Here is a 14930-nt window from a genome sequence, read left to right as displayed (position 1 = left end):
CGCGCGGAGGCAGGGTCGCCTAGATGAGCAATGTGCGTCCGATATCGAGCCCACAAACCCAGAGCGATGATCGCGCCCATGAGGCCGATCATCCGTCGTCATTGCTGGCGAAGTTTGGGATGGACCAGCCGCTGAAGCTCGATTGCGGCATCGATCTCGCGCCATTCCAGATCGCCTACCAGACCTATGGCGAGCTCAATGCCGACCGCTCCAATGCGATCCTGGTTTGCCACGCGCTGACCGGCGATCAGCACGTCAACAACACCCATCCGGTCACCGGCAAGCCCGGCTGGTGGGACACCATGGTCGGCGCCGGCAAGCCGATCGATCCCGAAAAATACTTCATCATCTGCTCCAACGTGATCGGCGGCTGCATGGGCTCGACCGGGCCGGCGTCGCTGAATCCTGCGACCGGCAAGGTGTGGGGGCTGGATTTCCCGATCATCACGATCCCCGACATGGTGCGTGCGCAGGCGATGCTGATCGATCGGCTCGGCATCGCCACGCTGTTCTGCGTGGTCGGCGGCTCTATGGGCGGCATGCAGGTGCTGCAATGGACCGCAGCCTATCCCGACCGCGTGTTCTCGACGCTCGCGATCGCCTGCTCGACGCGCCACTCGGCGCAGAACATCGCGTTCCACGAGCTCGGCCGCCAGGCCGTGATGGCCGATCCGGACTGGCGCGGCGGCCGCTATGTCGACGAGGACACCCATCCGCATCGCGGATTGGCGGTGGCGCGGATGGCCGCGCACATCACCTATCTGTCGGACGCCGCGCTGCACCGCAAGTTCGGGCGGCGGATGCAGGACCGCGAACTGCCGACCTTCTCGTTCGATGCGGATTTCCAGGTCGAGAGCTATCTGCGCTACCAGGGCTCGTCCTTTGTCGAGCGCTTCGACGCCAACTCCTATCTCTATCTAACCCGCGCGATGGACTATTTCGACATCGCCGGCGACCATGACGGCGTGCTGGCGAAGGCGTTCGCCGGCATCAAGACTCGGTTCTGCGTGGTGTCGTTCACCAGCGACTGGCTGTTTCCGACCTCGGAATCGCGTGCGCTGGTGCACGCGCTGAATGCGTCGAGCGCGCGGGTGTCGTTCGCCGAGATCGAAACCGATCGCGGCCATGACGCCTTCCTGCTCGACGTGCCCGAATTCCTGGAGATCTCCCGCGCCTTCCTGCAGGCCGCAGGCAAGGCGCGCGGACTGAACGGCGGCGGCGGCCAATCATGAGCATGCAGCAGACATTGCCGTTGCCGGGCGTCGCGCCCGAGCGAACCGGCAGCTATCGCACCGACCATCTGCTGGTCGCCGACATGGTGCGGCCGGGCTCGCGCGTGCTCGATGTCGGCTGCGGCGACGGCGAATTGCTGCAGCTGCTGGAGAGCCGCGGCATCGACGGCCGCGGCATCGAGCTGTCGCGCGAGGGTGTCAATGGCTGCGTCGCCAAGGGGCTCGCGGTGGTGCAGGGCGACGCCGACACCGACCTCGTCAACTACCCCGATGACGCGTTCGACTACGTGATCCTGTCGCAAACGCTGCAGGCGACGCGGCAGCCGAAGGTGGTGCTGGAGAATCTGTTGCGCATCGGCCAGCGCGCAATCGTCTCATTCCCGAATTTCGGCTTCTGGAAGATGCGGCTGCAGCTTCTGATCGGCGGCCACATGCCACGCACCGAGAATTTGCCGGCCAGCTGGTACGACACATCAAACATCCATTTCTGCACCATCAAGGATTTCGTGCAGCTCTGCGACGAGATCAACGTCAAGATGGAGCGTGCGGTGGCGCTCGATCTCTACGGCCGCCCGGTGCCGCTCAATCTGCCCTGGTGGGTGTGGAACATGTTCGGCGAGCAGGGCGTGTTCCTGCTCAGCCGGGGCGGGGGAAAGTAGCAGCTGCGTAACCAACCACTGTCGTCATTCCGGGGCGATGCGCAGCATCGAACCCGGAATCCATTCATCCACGAAGTCTGCGGCCCAATGGATTCCGGGTTCTCGCTTCGCGAGCCCCGGAATGACAGCAGGTTACACCGGCGCCGCCACCAGCGATCTCGGATCGCGCACCGGCCAGCGGCCCGCCTCGACCAGCGCGATGAAGCGCTCCACCATTTCGTTGAACAGCGCCGGTTCCTCGAGGTTGAGCACGTGACCCGACTTCGGGAAGAACGACAGGCCGGCGGCCGGCAGATGCTGCTTCAGGAACATGCTGGGCGCGATGCAATTGTCGTCCTCGTCGCCGCACACGATCAGCGCCGGCGTTACCACGCGCTTGATGGCCTCGGTCATGGTGTAGATCGAAGGCCTGCCACCCTGGAAGCTGCGCATCGTGTTGGCCGAGCCCTTCGCATCATGGCGGGCGAGCGCAGCGTAGAAATCGGCGTGGCCGCGCGGGTCCTTCACCAGGAACGGAATCCGGCTCGGCGCCTCGCGCGTGACCTCGGCGACCTCGACCGAGCCGATGGTGTCATATTGCTCGGCATTGGCGCGGCACTGCGCGCGGAAGGTTTCGAGATTCTCGAGGCTCGAGCCGGAGCCGACGGCGGCGAGCGTCATCGACAGCACGCGCTCCGGCGCGTTGAGGGCGACCTGTAGCGACGAATAGGAGCCCATCGACAAGCCGATGAAATGGGCCTTCGCGATGTCGAGGTGGTCCAGCACCGCAAGCGCGTCGGTATAGAAATGCTTGTAGGTGTAGACGTCGGCAGACGGCGGCACGTCCGACGGCGTGTAGCCGCGTGCGGAATAGGCGACGCAGCGATGGCCGCGCGAGAAGTAGCGCATCTGCGGTTCCCAATTGGTGTGGTCCGCGGCGAACTCGTGCAGGAAGATGATCGGGGTGCCACTGCCTGCCTCTTCGAAATGCAGGCGGACATTATCTTTCGTGACGGCGTGGGGCATTGAAATTCTCCTCTCGTTGGCCGGCTCAGATTTGCAATTAATTTTCGGGGCCGCAATGCGGCAGCTCCGATTATTTTGGTCATGGAGTTTGCGCGGAATGACCCAGAAATCGTTTTCGCAGCGCCGCATGAAATCCTCCTCTCGCCACATCCCGAATTTCAAAACCACCGCCGCGTTCCCAAGGGAACGCGATGGGGAATCGGGGGTGTTACAGAGGATCTCGAGAAGTATGGTTCAGTTGCTTGCGTATCGCCGGTCGCTTCGTGTTTTGGCGCTGGCTCTGTGTTCGCTCACGCTCGCCGTGATCTCCGCCGCTCCGGCGTCCGCCCGTCCGCATCATTCGCGTCACGCGCATTCGGCCCATGCCGGCCATCACGCGCGCCACTACGCCCGAAATCACTATCGCCACACCGCGCGGCTGTCGCGCGCCGAGCGCCGCGCACAGATGCAGGCGGGTGGTTTCGCCGAGGCCAATGCGTCCGTGTTGCCGGGCGGCGCTGAAGCCGTGCCCAACACCGGTGGTGTGAGTGCTGAGAGCGGCTTCGGCTCGTCGGGCCTCGTCGCCGAGGCGCGCCGCTATCTCGGCGGCAATCCGACCGACCGCCGTAGCCTGTGGTGCGCGCGCTTCATGAACATGGTGCTGCAGCACACCGGCCATCGCGGCACCGGTTCCGACATGGCGAGTTCGTTCGCCAAATACGGTGAGCGCGTTTCCGGGCCGCAAGTCGGCGCCATCGCCGTGATGAGCCGCCGTGGCGGCGGTCATGTCGGCATCATCACCGGCGTCGATGCCAAGGGCAATCCGATCATGATCTCGGGCAACAGCGGCCATCGCGTCCGCGAGGCGCCGGTGTCGCGCGGCCGGATCTACGCCTATGTGATGCCGACCAACTGATCCGTCGAAAGCTGGGCACGGCGCACGCGCGCCTTGCCCAGCCTACGATGCCATCGGCTGTTCGGCGGCAATCGTGTCGCCGACGGCCGCATCCCCGTCAGCGATGATCTCGGCGTAGATGCCGCATTCATTGTTGCCGAAGCGCTGCATCAGCGTGTTCGGGACCGAGAGGTCGCGCACGCCGGTCTCGGGATCGACATTGACTGCGGCACAGCGGGTGATGCGCTTCACCACCTGGGCCCGTGCGCTGCCGATCGCAATGGTCTGGTCGAGCAGGTTGGCTTCGTGCCAGGCCGGCCAGCCCTCGACATAGAGGTTGGCGCGGAAGCGCAACGGATGGACCGGCGCCTGCACCATGTCCTCGATCGCCCGCAGGCTCGCCAGGTTGATGATCGAGACCACCTTGCGCGGCACGTCGGAAAAACTGTGCCCGGGACTGACCAGCACCTTCGGCGGTCCCTTGATCTGGCCGGCATGACGATCAGCGAAATAGCGCTCGATCGCCGCGCGCCCTGCTTCGGTCTCGAGATCGCCCTGCGCCAGCATCGCGCCATCGCGGCGCAGCGTCAGCACATGGCTGTCGTCGTCGAAATGGGTGCGCAGCGGCGCCAGCCATTCGTCCCGCTGCAGCATCAGGAAATGCGGCTTCGGCAGCCATTTCGGCGCCGACGGATCGAAACCGCTCGGGCCGTTCTCGATCGCGTAGCGGCGATCCGAGCGCAGCGTCTGGCCGACCTTGAGTTCTGCGCGGGGCAGGGGCTCGGGCGTGAGGCCCTTGACCGGGTAGCGATAGATGCCGGTGATCCTGGCGGAGGAAGCGTGCGTAGTGTCCATCCGCCCGCTCTAGCCTGTTTGGCGGGCGAGGAGAACCGCCGCCAACAGTAAGGCAGCTAGTCAGGCCGCGCCGCGCCCGCCTCATCCAGCACGCGCTGCATGAACACCAGATCGAGCCAGCGGCCGAACTTGCGTCCGACCTCGGGCATCCGGGCAACCTCGACAAAGCCGGCCTGCGCATGCAGCCGCAGCGAGGCTTGATTGCCGCCGTCGATGCCGGCGATCATGACGTGCTTGCCGAGCGCGGTGGCTGCTGCGACGAGCTCGTCGATGATGACGCGGCCAAGGCCGCGGCCGCGATGATCGGCGTGGATATAGATGCTGTGTTCGACGCTGTAGCGATAGCCGGGAAAGGCCCGGAAATCGCCGAACGTGCCGTAGCCGAGCACCGTCGTCCCGTCGACGGCCACCAGCACCGGATAACCCAACGCCTGCCGCGCCTTCATCCAGGCCAGCCGCTCGGCGTCGGTGTCCTGCTTCTCAGTCCAGATCGCGCTCGAGTTGGCGACCGCCTCGTTGAAGATCGCGGTGATCGCAGGAATGTCCTGCTCGGTGGCGGGGCGGATGATCATTGACGGTTCCTCGACGGGCCTCTTGAACAACCCCGGTTGTCCACTATATAAGACGCTATGTCAATTATAGAGGACAAAGCCGATGATGCTCTCGGGCGGCGGGTTCGCGCCGAACGGGAGGGCCGCGGCTGGTCGCTGGCGGAACTCGCCGGGCGGGCAGGCGTGTCCAAGGCCATGCTGAGCAAGATCGAGCGGGCGGAGGCAAGCCCGACGGCGGCGACGCTGTCGCGGATTGCCACGGCCTATGGCCTGACCATGGCCGCGCTGTTCGAGGTTGCGTCAGACGGTTCCCGCCTGCAGCGGGCCAAGGATCAGCCGGTGTGGCGCGATCCGAAGGCGGCCTATCTGCGGCGGCAGGTGTTCCTGCATCCGGCCAATCCGCTGGAACTGGTGGAGATCGAGCTGCCGGCCCGGCAGGAAGCCGGCTTCCCCGCCAGCGCCTATCATCTGGTCCGCCAAGTGGTCTGGGTGATCAGCGGCCGCCTCACCTTGATGGAAGGGGCGGTCCGCCACGAACTCGCTGCGGGTGACCGCGTCGAGCTCGGCCCGCCGTCGGACATCGTCTTCCGTAACGAAACTGCTCAGCCCTGCCGCTACCTTGTCGCCATCGTGCGGCGCTGAGCTCGATCGGGTGAAATCGCAGATTGTGGCTCTTCCGTTTTGGAACCAAGTGCCCACATCTGCGGCAAGCCTGAAAAATGATGGCGACGACCAGAGGCTGGTTGAGGAACGTCAACGCGGCCCGCGGAAACCCAATGAAGATGCTGTTGTCATGCCTGAATGGGTGACGATGGCAGGCCGAGGGAAAACGAATGAACATTGAGAAGTACACCGAGCGCTCGCGCGGATTCATCCAGTCTGCCCAGTCGCTCGCAATGCGCGACGGTCACCAGCAGTTCTCGCCGTTGCATCTGTTGAAGGCGCTGCTTGACGACAATGAGGGGCTCGCCGGAGGTCTGATCGACCGTGCAGGCGGCAATTCCAGAGCGATCCTGAAGGCGACCGAAGAGGCGTTGAACAAGCTTCCGAAAGTCTCGGGCAACGGTGCCGGGCAGGTCTACCTGTCCCCGGAGCTGGCGCGTGCCTTCGACGCGGCGGAAAGGGCCGCCGAAAAGGCCGGCGACAGTTTTGTCACCGTCGAGCGGCTGCTGCTCGGGCTCACGCTCGAGAAAGGCAGCGAGGCGGCCTCTATCCTGAGCAAGGGCGGCGTCACGGCGCAGAACCTGAACGCGGCGATCGAAGCGCTGCGCAAGGGCCGCACTGCCGACAGCGCGACCGCCGAGAACGCCTATGACGCGCTGAAGAAATATGCCCGCGACCTGACCCAGGCGGCGCGCGACGGCAAGCTCGATCCGGTGATCGGCCGTGACGAGGAGATCCGCCGTACCATCCAGGTGCTGTCGCGACGGACCAAGAATAATCCCGTCCTGATCGGTGAGCCCGGCGTCGGCAAGACCGCGATCGTCGAGGGCCTGGCGCTGCGCATCCTCAATGGCGACGTGCCGGAGAGTCTGAAGGACAAGAAGCTGCTGTCACTCGACATGGGCGCCCTGATCGCCGGCGCGAAATATCGCGGCGAGTTCGAGGAGCGGCTGAAATCCGTCTTGCAGGAGGTCTCGTCCGCCGAGGGCGGCATCATCCTGTTCATCGACGAGATGCACACGCTGATCGGCGCCGGCAAGGCCGACGGCGCGATGGACGCGTCCAATCTGTTGAAACCTGCGCTCGCGCGCGGCGAGTTGCACTGTATCGGTGCGACCACGCTCGACGAGTACCGCAAGCATGTCGAGAAGGATGCCGCGCTGGCCCGCCGGTTCCAGCCGATCTATGTCAGCGAGCCGACGGTCGAGGACACCATCTCGATCCTGCGCGGCCTGAAGGACAAATACGAGCAGCATCACGGCGTGCGCATCACCGACTCCGCGCTGGTGGCTGCGACCACGCTGTCGAACCGCTACATCACCGACCGTTTCCTGCCCGACAAGGCCATCGATCTGATGGACGAGGCGGCGGCGCGGCTGAAGATGCAGGTCGATTCCAAGCCCGAAGAGCTCGATTCGCTGGATCGCGACATCATCCGGCTGAAGATCGAGCAGGAGGCGCTGAAGAAGGAGAACGATGCCGGCTCGAAAAGCCGCCTGCAGACGCTGGAGAAGGAACTCGCCGGGCTCGAGGAGAGGTCGGTGGCGCTGACGGCGCGCTGGAGCGCGGAGAAGAACAAGCTCTCCAATGCCCAGAAGCTGAAGAGCGAACTCGATGCACTCCGCGTCGAGCTTGCCAATGCACAGCGTCGTGGCGAATTCCAGAAGGCGGGCGAGCTGGCCTATGGCCGGATCCCCGAACTGGAAAGGAAACTCGCCGACATCGAGGCAGCCGAAAGCAGCAAGCCAAACGGCGGCGAGATGATGGAGGAGGCGGTGACCGCCAACCACATCGCGCAGGTCGTCTCGCGCTGGACCGGCGTTCCGGTCGACAAGATGCTCGAGGGCGAAAAGGACAAGCTCCTGAAGATGGAGGACAGTCTTGCCAAGCGCGTCGTCGGCCAGGCCGAAGCGGTGCGCGCGGTGGCAACCGCGGTGCGCCGTGCCCGCGCGGGCCTGCAGGACCCGAACCGGCCGACCGGCTCGTTCATGTTCTTGGGCCCCACCGGCGTCGGCAAGACCGAGCTGACCAAGGCGCTCGCCGCTGACCTGTTCAACGACGAGACCGCGATGGTCCGCCTCGACATGTCCGAGTTCATGGAGAAGCACTCGGTCTCGCGGCTGATCGGCGCGCCTCCCGGCTATGTCGGCTACGACGAGGGCGGTGCCCTGACCGAAGCCGTGCGGCGCCGGCCCTACCAGGTCGTGCTGTTCGACGAGATCGAGAAGGCGCATCCCGACGTCTTCAACGTGCTGTTGCAGGTGCTCGATGACGGCCGGCTGACCGATGGTCAGGGCCGCACCGTCGACTTCCGCAACACGCTGATCATCATGACCTCGAACCTCGGTTCGGAATTCCTGGTGAATCAGCCGGAAGGCGAGGACACCGCGGCAGTTCGCGACCTGGTGATGGGCGTCGTACGGGCGCATTTCAGGCCTGAATTCCTGAACCGCATCGACGAGATCATCCTGTTCCACCGCCTCCAGAAGAGCGAGATGGGCCGCATCGTCGAGATCCAGTTCGCGCGGCTGCGCAAGCTGCTCGAGGATCGCAAGATCGAGCTCACGCTCGACGCGAAGGCGCGGGATTGGCTCGCCGAGAAGGGCTGGGATCCGGCTTACGGTGCCCGTCCGTTGAAGCGGGTGATCCAGCGCAGCGTGCAGGACCCGCTGGCCGAGATGATCCTCGCCGGCGAGGTCAAGGACGGCGATCACGTCAAGATTTCGGAGAAGGGCAACGTGCTGACCTTCAATGGCCAGGTGCCCAAAACCGCCGAGATCGTGCAGTTCGAGGCCCCGGTCTCGAAGCGCAAGCTGAACTAGAGCCTTTCCCGTTCCGATGGAATCGGAACGGGGCTCTAGATTCTTGTTTTGACGCGTTTTCTTCACGCGAACCGGTAGCCACTTCGCTCGAAAACGCTCTAACGGCTCAACAATAAAAAATCCTCCCCGCAGATCGCGGGGAGGATTTGGTTTGCGGATCACTCCTGCGGGACGATCGGCGGCGAAGGGCCGCCTGGCTCGTCGTCCTCGCTGGAATCGAGCTCGGACAGGATGTCGACCAGGTCGCGGGCGCGGCCGGTGGCCAGCGGCTTGCCGGCATTGATCAGCGGCTCGTCATTGGCGAGCCAGGCCTGCGCCTCGGCAAGCTCGGTGATGGTTGCTCCCGATGCAATGATCCTGGCAATCGTGACGTCGTCGGCGTGGCCGACGGCCTTCAGCACGTCGTCGCGGGTGAGCGGGGTCATGGCGCAAATCCTTGTGCATATCTTCGTTGAGCACAACCGAATCCCTGCCCGCCGGCGATCCGCGCCAGCGGGTGGGGACGCTTCAGGTCAAGGCCTCAGCTGTGCGTTGTGAGCCGTGGCGGATGCTGGGACATTACCCAGAGCTCGATCGCCGCAAGGATTGCGACGGCGATGCCGATCACCACGTGCACGGTCGTCGCGGTGGTCATTCCCTGGAAACCAAGGACCCAGGGCGAGACCATTGCCCAAAGCCCGACGATGAGGTTCAGCCACTCCTCCCAGACCGCGAATGCCGCGAGCGCGGCGATCGCAAGGATCGCCATCGTGAGGCCGACCATGTGGGCGTTGGTGGAAACCGTTCCGGCGTCGAACTTGAACAGCCACGGCGACAGGAAGAGAATCGTGCCGAGGATCAGGTTTGCGACGTCACACAGTTTTGCGTTCGTCCAGTTCTCCATGACACCCTCCATTGGAGGTTTCACTGACGAATCAACTGGATGATCGCCGTTTGGGTTCCCGTATTGCGGTGCGAAATTTGATGAAACCGGCGGCGTGACGGCCTGGAAACGGCATCGCATCTGATCTGCGCCTACAGCGTTTCGCAGGATCTGCGCGGCCGGACGGGCCGGCCTCTTGCATCATCAGCGGTTGGTGGAGCGCGTCTGCGACGTCGAGCTGGTGGCGTCCGAGACGATGCGGGCGCTGCCGCGGCTCGACATCTGGGCTTCGATTCGGTCGCGCTCCTTCTCGAAATTCGCCAGCATCGGGCCTTCGAGCGAGCGGCCGCGCGGCAGTTTCACGCGCAACGGATCGACAAATCGGCCGTTGACCAGGATTTCGTAATGGACGTGGGGGCCGGTCGATGCGCCGGTCGAACCGACGAAGCCGATCACTTGGCCCTGCCGCACCTTCTTGCCGGCCTCCATGCCCTTGGCGAAGGCCGACATATGGCCATAGCCCGTCTCGTAGCCGTTGGAGTGCTTCATGCGGATATATTTGCCGTAACCGCCCTCGTACCCGACCTTCTCCAGCACGCCGTTGCCGGAAGCGAAGATCGGCGTGCCGTAGGCGGTGGCCCAGTCGACGCCGGTGTGCATTCTCACGTAACCGAGGATCGGATGGCGGCGGCCGCCGAAGCCCGAACGCATGATCGCGGTGTTGACCGGCTTGCGCACCAGGAACTTCTTCGCGCTCTTGCCGGTCTCGTCGTAGTAGTCGACGACGCCGTCGTCGGAGCTCTGGAAGCGGTAGTATTTCTTGGTTTCGCCGCCCACGGTCAGCGCGGCGTAGAGCACTTCGGTCTTTTCGGTGCTGGTGACGCCCTCGTCCTCGCCGGCATAGTACACGTCGAAGGAATCGCCGGGCTGCACCTTGCGCTGGAAATCGACGTCGTAGGAGTAGATCTTGACCATGTCGTCGATCACGGTCGGCGGCACCTTGTTGCGCAGCGCGGTCTCGTAAATGCTCTGATAGAGTCGCACGCCGCTGCCATCATCCTCGTCGTCGTCGCTGGAATTGTCGGCGGTATCGGTCGTGGTGTTCATGCTCTGCACGTCGACGGCGACGTATTTGCCGATATCGGACAGTGCGGCGACGGCCTCGACGGCGGATTCGTTGGCGACGATGACGCGATAGGGCTGCAGCCTGACATTCGGTCCGGGAGTTGCCGGCGCCATCAGGATTCGCACCTTCTGGCCTTCCTTCAGGCCGCCGTCGCGGCCGCGCGGGCCGAGCGTAGCCGCAATCGCCTTCGCCTCGTCCGCCGTTGCGCCCTGATCGCGCAGGATCGAGGTGATGCTGTCGCCCTTCTTGACGAGGTGAACCCGTTCACCGATCGGATTGCCGCCGGTAACCTGCTCCTTGGTCTTCGGCAGCAGGGTGACGTTTTCCGGCACTACACGGGTCTCGAAGCCCGCATAGGGATCGGGGGCGTTGCCCTCGGTGGCGTAGGCCATCCTCATGTCGGGCCCGGCGCCGGTCGCGTCGGCGGCGGCATTGGCGAGTGAGGCGTAGCGCACTGAGTTGCCGGAGCCGCGCCAATTGGCGGCGTCGCGGACCCGCATCAGGATGTCATCGAGCGCGACGACGGCGGCGAGCTTCGCTTTCGGCAGCACGGATGCCAGATCCTTGGTGACGAACGAGACCTCGGCGTCGGGCTCGGCCGCCGCATTCGGATCCTCGGTCGCCGCCGGCGTGTCTGAGCCGACATCGGTCAGAAGACGTTGCGCGTTGAACGCAGGTATTTTTGCCGACAGATCGCTCGTGGTCATCGAGAGATTGCCGGAAATGCGGATGAAGGGCCGCACCCGCATCACGTCGCGATTGCCGACGCGGGTTACGGTCGATACGCGCACCAGGCTGCGGGAGGCGGAAGATTCGCTGGGTGGCGGCAGGCGGTCGCCCTTGTGCACGCTGACGACGCGATCATTGCCGGTGAACGCGCCGCGCAGCGCGCCTTCGACGCGCTCCGGCACCTTGGCAAAGGTCATCTCGCCATCGAGCGACGCAAAAACGGCGCCGCCGATCAGGGCCGCGCCACATAGACCAGTCAGAATGGTGCCGCTGAACCATTGAACGGAGACACGGCGGCGATCGATCACCGCAGCCTCGGTGCCGTCGACTGAAAGCGGCGGCTCGTGACCGAGATCGATCATCCCGGTCTCGCGCCCAATGCCGCTTCCGCGTGACGCCCGTTGGCTCAACCCAGTATCCCCCCAAATTCCAGCAACTGCGATCGACCTCTGCTCGTCCCCGTTCCCACCTCGATTCCTCGACGAGGAATTCCGGCAGTGTGGCGAGCCACACGCATCAAAGCCGAGAAGCCGATGGCCATTAGCTAGCCGCGATCTCGAACGTCAATGGTGTGCAGATCTCTCGATGTTGCTCGGCCGTGTAGGGAAAGAGGCGACGGGTTCTTGGAGAAAATCGCCTGGTCCCCCGAAAAAACCACCCGAGCCCCCACAGGTTTCGAGCGGTTCAATGCATACCTTATAGCCAGAACGTCGCAGGATTGTGGCTCTAGTGCGGCGCAAGGTCCCCAAATATCAGGGACTTTTCCGCCCCTGAAAAAAGTTTGTCGTCATGCGACGATTTCTTGACGATGAGTGTTGACAGGTCCGAAGGGGCGGGCCTATAAGACACCCACTGAGCGCGGCGCTGCATTGGCCCACCGGCCAAGGCAAGCATTCGCGCCCTTTATGCTCCTCACTTCGATGAGTGACACAACAGCCGACATAAATCGGTTGGGGTTTACCATCGATTTCTGAAGGGTAGAACCACCCTCTAGGGTGTGGGGTCATCGGATCCCGGGCTGTTTGACAAGTAAAGATGAAGAAAGAGAAACGTGGACGGCGGAGTCCTTGCGTCTCTCGGAATACTCGAAAGCTTCGGCTTTTGACGTTCTGAGAGTGGACGAAAGACTTCGGCGGTACACGTTTTAAAGGTTACACCATCGTTGTCAGCGATGTGAATCGCGGACAGCTCGTCGACTTCGGTCGGCGAAGAATGGTGGGACCTCGTCAAACGTTGTGATCAGCCGGTTCAAGGTTTCAAGTCCAACTTGAGAGTTTGATCCTGGCTCAGAGCGAACGCTGGCGGCAGGCTTAACACATGCAAGTCGAGCGGGCATAGCAATATGTCAGCGGCAGACGGGTGAGTAACGCGTGGGAACGTACCTTTTGGTTCGGAACAACACAGGGAAACTTGTGCTAATACCGGATAAGCCCTTACGGGGAAAGATTTATCGCCGAAAGATCGGCCCGCGTCTGATTAGCTAGTTGGTGAGGTAATGGCTCACCAAGGCGACGATCAGTAGCTGGTCTGAGAGGATGATCAGCCACATTGGGACTGAGACACGGCCCAAACTCCTACGGGAGGCAGCAGTGGGGAATATTGGACAATGGGCGCAAGCCTGATCCAGCCATGCCGCGTGAGTGATGAAGGCCCTAGGGTTGTAAAGCTCTTTTGTGCGGGAAGATAATGACGGTACCGCAAGAATAAGCCCCGGCTAACTTCGTGCCAGCAGCCGCGGTAATACGAAGGGGGCTAGCGTTGCTCGGAATCACTGGGCGTAAAGGGTGCGTAGGCGGGTCTTTAAGTCAGGGGTGAAATCCTGGAGCTCAACTCCAGAACTGCCTTTGATACTGAAGATCTTGAGTTCGGGAGAGGTGAGTGGAACTGCGAGTGTAGAGGTGAAATTCGTAGATATTCGCAAGAACACCAGTGGCGAAGGCGGCTCACTGGCCCGATACTGACGCTGAGGCACGAAAGCGTGGGGAGCAAACAGGATTAGATACCCTGGTAGTCCACGCCGTAAACGATGAATGCCAGCCGTTAGTGGGTTTACTCACTAGTGGCGCAGCTAACGCTTTAAGCATTCCGCCTGGGGAGTACGGTCGCAAGATTAAAACTCAAAGGAATTGACGGGGGCCCGCACAAGCGGTGGAGCATGTGGTTTAATTCGACGCAACGCGCAGAACCTTACCAGCCCTTGACATCCCGGTCGCGGACTCCAGAGACGGAGTTCTTCAGTTCGGCTGGACCGGAGACAGGTGCTGCATGGCTGTCGTCAGCTCGTGTCGTGAGATGTTGGGTTAAGTCCCGCAACGAGCGCAACCCCCGTCCTTAGTTGCTACCATTTAGTTGAGCACTCTAAGGAGACTGCCGGTGATAAGCCGCGAGGAAGGTGGGGATGACGTCAAGTCCTCATGGCCCTTACGGGCTGGGCTACACACGTGCTACAATGGCGGTGACAATGGGATGCTAAGGGGCGACCCTTCGCAAATCTCAAAAAGCCGTCTCAGTTCGGATTGGGCTCTGCAACTCGAGCCCATGAAGTTGGAATCGCTAGTAATCGTGGATCAGCACGCCACGGTGAATACGTTCCCGGGCCTTGTACACACCGCCCGTCACACCATGGGAGTTGGTTTTACCTGAAGACGGTGCGCTAACCCGCAAGGGAGGCAGCCGGCCACGGTAGGGTCAGCGACTGGGGTGAAGTCGTAACAAGGTAGCCGTAGGGGAACCTGCGGCTGGATCACCTCCTTTCTAAGGATGATCCTTCAGATCGCTCACGCGTTCTATCGGATCGTTTTAGAAACATTCAGGGGCCAACAGTTTCAGGATTGTTGAGCTCCATTGGCGGGATTTCGCCGTCTTCGTTTCTCTTTCTTCGCGGACGAACACGCGCCAGGGGCTGAGCGCTTGAGCGATGCACCGGCGCAAGCCGGTTGCGCGCCGGCATGCCTCTCGTGTTAGGGGCTTGTAGCTCAGTTGGTTAGAGCGCGCGCTTGATAAGCGTGAGGTCGGAAGTTCAAGTCTTCCCAGGCCCACCATTTTGATCGAGTGCGGAGCATTCGTCTTCTGGTACGGGGCCATAGCTCAGCTGGGAGAGCGCGTGCTTTGCAAGCATGAGGTCGTCGGTTCGATCCCGTCTGGCTCCACCAGATGGAATTGAAGCTCGAGAGTGCCTCGAACATAATCGTCCGCGAAACATCACTTCGCACTCATTGGTCCGGATGGACGGTGACGTGCGTGTTTTCTGACATCGTAAAGAGGAGATCGATCCGAGTTTGGATCTGCGGAGCAATTCGCGGGTACCATTCATAATCTCCAGATCGTTTTCGGCGCTCGCGCATCGCAGTTCATCGCAAGATGAGTGGGATGAGCGAGTTGTAAAACGATCTTTTTAGCGAAGCTTGACCGCCTCGCTATCGGGCCGATCTTACGAAGCAAGCTGGTCTTTCTAGTCAATGTCCGGCTGTGCAATCGCATTCATCGAGGATGCGCGCCTTAAGTGGCAGTTACACAGACAACATTCTGCCGAGTGTGTGGACATTGATAATG

11 protein-coding genes, 2 tRNA genes and 1 rRNA gene are annotated in these 14930 nt (G+C 62.6%); 8 read left to right on the top strand and 6 right to left on the bottom strand.

Going from position 1 to position 14930, the window contains the following annotated elements; genetic code table 11:
- The first annotated feature begins 23 nt into the window (after nt 1-23).
- Nucleotides 24-1232 (top strand): homoserine O-acetyltransferase MetX, encoded by a 1209-nt coding sequence (gene metX / locus HAP48_RS10025; protein WP_166213910.1) that lies wholly within the window; start codon nt 24-26, stop codon nt 1230-1232.
- Nucleotides 1229-1891, top strand: a complete 663-nt coding sequence (gene metW, locus HAP48_RS10020) for a methionine biosynthesis protein MetW (protein WP_166213911.1) — start codon at nt 1229-1231, stop codon at nt 1889-1891. Before metX ends, metW begins: the two co-directional genes overlap by 4 nt.
- 132 nt (nt 1892-2023) lie before the next feature.
- Here the strand turns inward: metW and HAP48_RS10015 are convergent, their stop codons facing one another.
- Entirely contained in the window at nt 2024-2896 is an 873-nt protein-coding gene (locus HAP48_RS10015) for an alpha/beta fold hydrolase (RefSeq protein WP_166213912.1), read from the bottom strand.
- 229 nt (nt 2897-3125) lie between these two features.
- Between HAP48_RS10015 and HAP48_RS10010 the strand changes: the two genes are divergently transcribed.
- Nucleotides 3126-3791 (top strand): TIGR02594 family protein, encoded by a 666-nt coding sequence (locus HAP48_RS10010; RefSeq protein WP_166213913.1) that lies wholly within the window; start codon nt 3126-3128, stop codon nt 3789-3791.
- 42 nt (nt 3792-3833) lie between these two features.
- On the opposite strand, the gene HAP48_RS10005 is transcribed toward HAP48_RS10010, so the two are convergent.
- Nucleotides 3834-4625, bottom strand: a complete 792-nt coding sequence (locus HAP48_RS10005; protein ID WP_166213914.1) for an MOSC domain-containing protein — start codon at nt 4623-4625, stop codon at nt 3834-3836.
- A gap of 56 nt (nt 4626-4681) precedes the next feature.
- Nucleotides 4682-5197 (bottom strand): GNAT family N-acetyltransferase, encoded by a 516-nt coding sequence (locus HAP48_RS10000; protein ID WP_166213915.1) that lies wholly within the window; start codon nt 5195-5197, stop codon nt 4682-4684.
- Nucleotides 5198-5254: 57 nt separating this feature from the next.
- On the opposite strand from HAP48_RS10000, the gene HAP48_RS09995 reads away from it, so the two are divergent.
- Both HAP48_RS09995 and clpB read left to right on the top strand, forming a co-directional pair.
- Nucleotides 5255-5818, top strand: coding sequence for a helix-turn-helix domain-containing protein (locus HAP48_RS09995; protein ID WP_166213916.1), 564 nt, complete (start codon nt 5255-5257; stop codon nt 5816-5818).
- Nucleotides 5819-6009: 191 nt separating this feature from the next.
- Nucleotides 6010-8661: an ATP-dependent chaperone ClpB gene (gene clpB / locus HAP48_RS09990; protein ID WP_166213917.1), complete on the top strand. Its 2652-nt coding sequence runs from the start codon at nt 6010-6012 to the stop codon at nt 8659-8661.
- A gap of 158 nt (nt 8662-8819) precedes the next feature.
- On the opposite strand, the gene HAP48_RS09985 is transcribed toward clpB, so the two are convergent.
- From HAP48_RS09985 to HAP48_RS09975, 3 genes are all read right to left on the bottom strand, one after another.
- Nucleotides 8820-9086: a hypothetical protein gene (locus HAP48_RS09985; protein WP_166213918.1), complete on the bottom strand. Its 267-nt coding sequence runs from the start codon at nt 9084-9086 to the stop codon at nt 8820-8822.
- A gap of 95 nt (nt 9087-9181) precedes the next feature.
- Nucleotides 9182-9544: an SPW repeat protein gene (locus tag HAP48_RS09980; RefSeq protein WP_166213919.1), complete on the bottom strand. Its 363-nt coding sequence runs from the start codon at nt 9542-9544 to the stop codon at nt 9182-9184.
- 183 nt (nt 9545-9727) lie between these two features.
- The gene (locus HAP48_RS09975) at nt 9728-11788 is read right to left on the bottom strand and encodes a M23 family metallopeptidase (protein WP_166213920.1); all 2061 of its coding nucleotides are present in this window, start codon (nt 11786-11788) and stop codon (nt 9728-9730) included.
- A gap of 853 nt (nt 11789-12641) precedes the next feature.
- On the opposite strand from HAP48_RS09975, the gene HAP48_RS09970 reads away from it, so the two are divergent.
- The 3 genes from HAP48_RS09970 (at nt 12642) to HAP48_RS09960 (ending at nt 14530) form a co-directional block, all read left to right on the top strand.
- Nucleotides 12642-14132, top strand: a 16S ribosomal RNA gene (locus tag HAP48_RS09970).
- 210 nt (nt 14133-14342) lie between these two features.
- Nucleotides 14343-14419 (top strand) — tRNA-Ile (locus HAP48_RS09965).
- A gap of 35 nt (nt 14420-14454) precedes the next feature.
- Nucleotides 14455-14530, top strand: a tRNA-Ala gene (locus HAP48_RS09960).
- The last annotated feature ends 400 nt before the right edge of the window (nt 14531-14930 follow it).

It is taken from the genome of Bradyrhizobium septentrionale (assembly GCF_011516645.4).
GTDB lineage: Bacteria > Pseudomonadota > Alphaproteobacteria > Rhizobiales > Xanthobacteraceae > Bradyrhizobium > Bradyrhizobium septentrionale.
Note: the sequence above shows the minus strand (reverse complement) of the source record. Positions and strands in the feature narration are given on the sequence as shown.

What these genes read in the sequence shown, in the direction of transcription:
- metX (WP_166213910.1), top strand. Translation starts at nt 24, where the DNA reads ATGAGCAATGTGCGTCCGATATCGAGCCCACAAACCCAGAGCGATGAT.
- metW (WP_166213911.1), top strand. Translation starts at nt 1,229, where the DNA reads ATGAGCATGCAGCAGACATTGCCGTTGCCGGGCGTCGCGCCCGAGCGA.
- HAP48_RS10015 (WP_166213912.1), bottom strand. Translation starts at nt 2,896, where the DNA reads ATGCCCCACGCCGTCACGAAAGATAATGTCCGCCTGCATTTCGAAGAG.
- HAP48_RS10010 (WP_166213913.1), top strand. Translation starts at nt 3,126, where the DNA reads ATGGTTCAGTTGCTTGCGTATCGCCGGTCGCTTCGTGTTTTGGCGCTG.
- HAP48_RS10005 (WP_166213914.1), bottom strand. Translation starts at nt 4,625, where the DNA reads ATGGACACTACGCACGCTTCCTCCGCCAGGATCACCGGCATCTATCGC.
- HAP48_RS10000 (WP_166213915.1), bottom strand. Translation starts at nt 5,197, where the DNA reads ATGATCATCCGCCCCGCCACCGAGCAGGACATTCCTGCGATCACCGCG.
- HAP48_RS09995 (WP_166213916.1), top strand. Translation starts at nt 5,255, where the DNA reads ATGTCAATTATAGAGGACAAAGCCGATGATGCTCTCGGGCGGCGGGTT.
- clpB (WP_166213917.1), top strand. Translation starts at nt 6,010, where the DNA reads ATGAACATTGAGAAGTACACCGAGCGCTCGCGCGGATTCATCCAGTCT.
- HAP48_RS09985 (WP_166213918.1), bottom strand. Translation starts at nt 9,086, where the DNA reads ATGACCCCGCTCACCCGCGACGACGTGCTGAAGGCCGTCGGCCACGCC.
- HAP48_RS09980 (WP_166213919.1), bottom strand. Translation starts at nt 9,544, where the DNA reads ATGGAGAACTGGACGAACGCAAAACTGTGTGACGTCGCAAACCTGATC.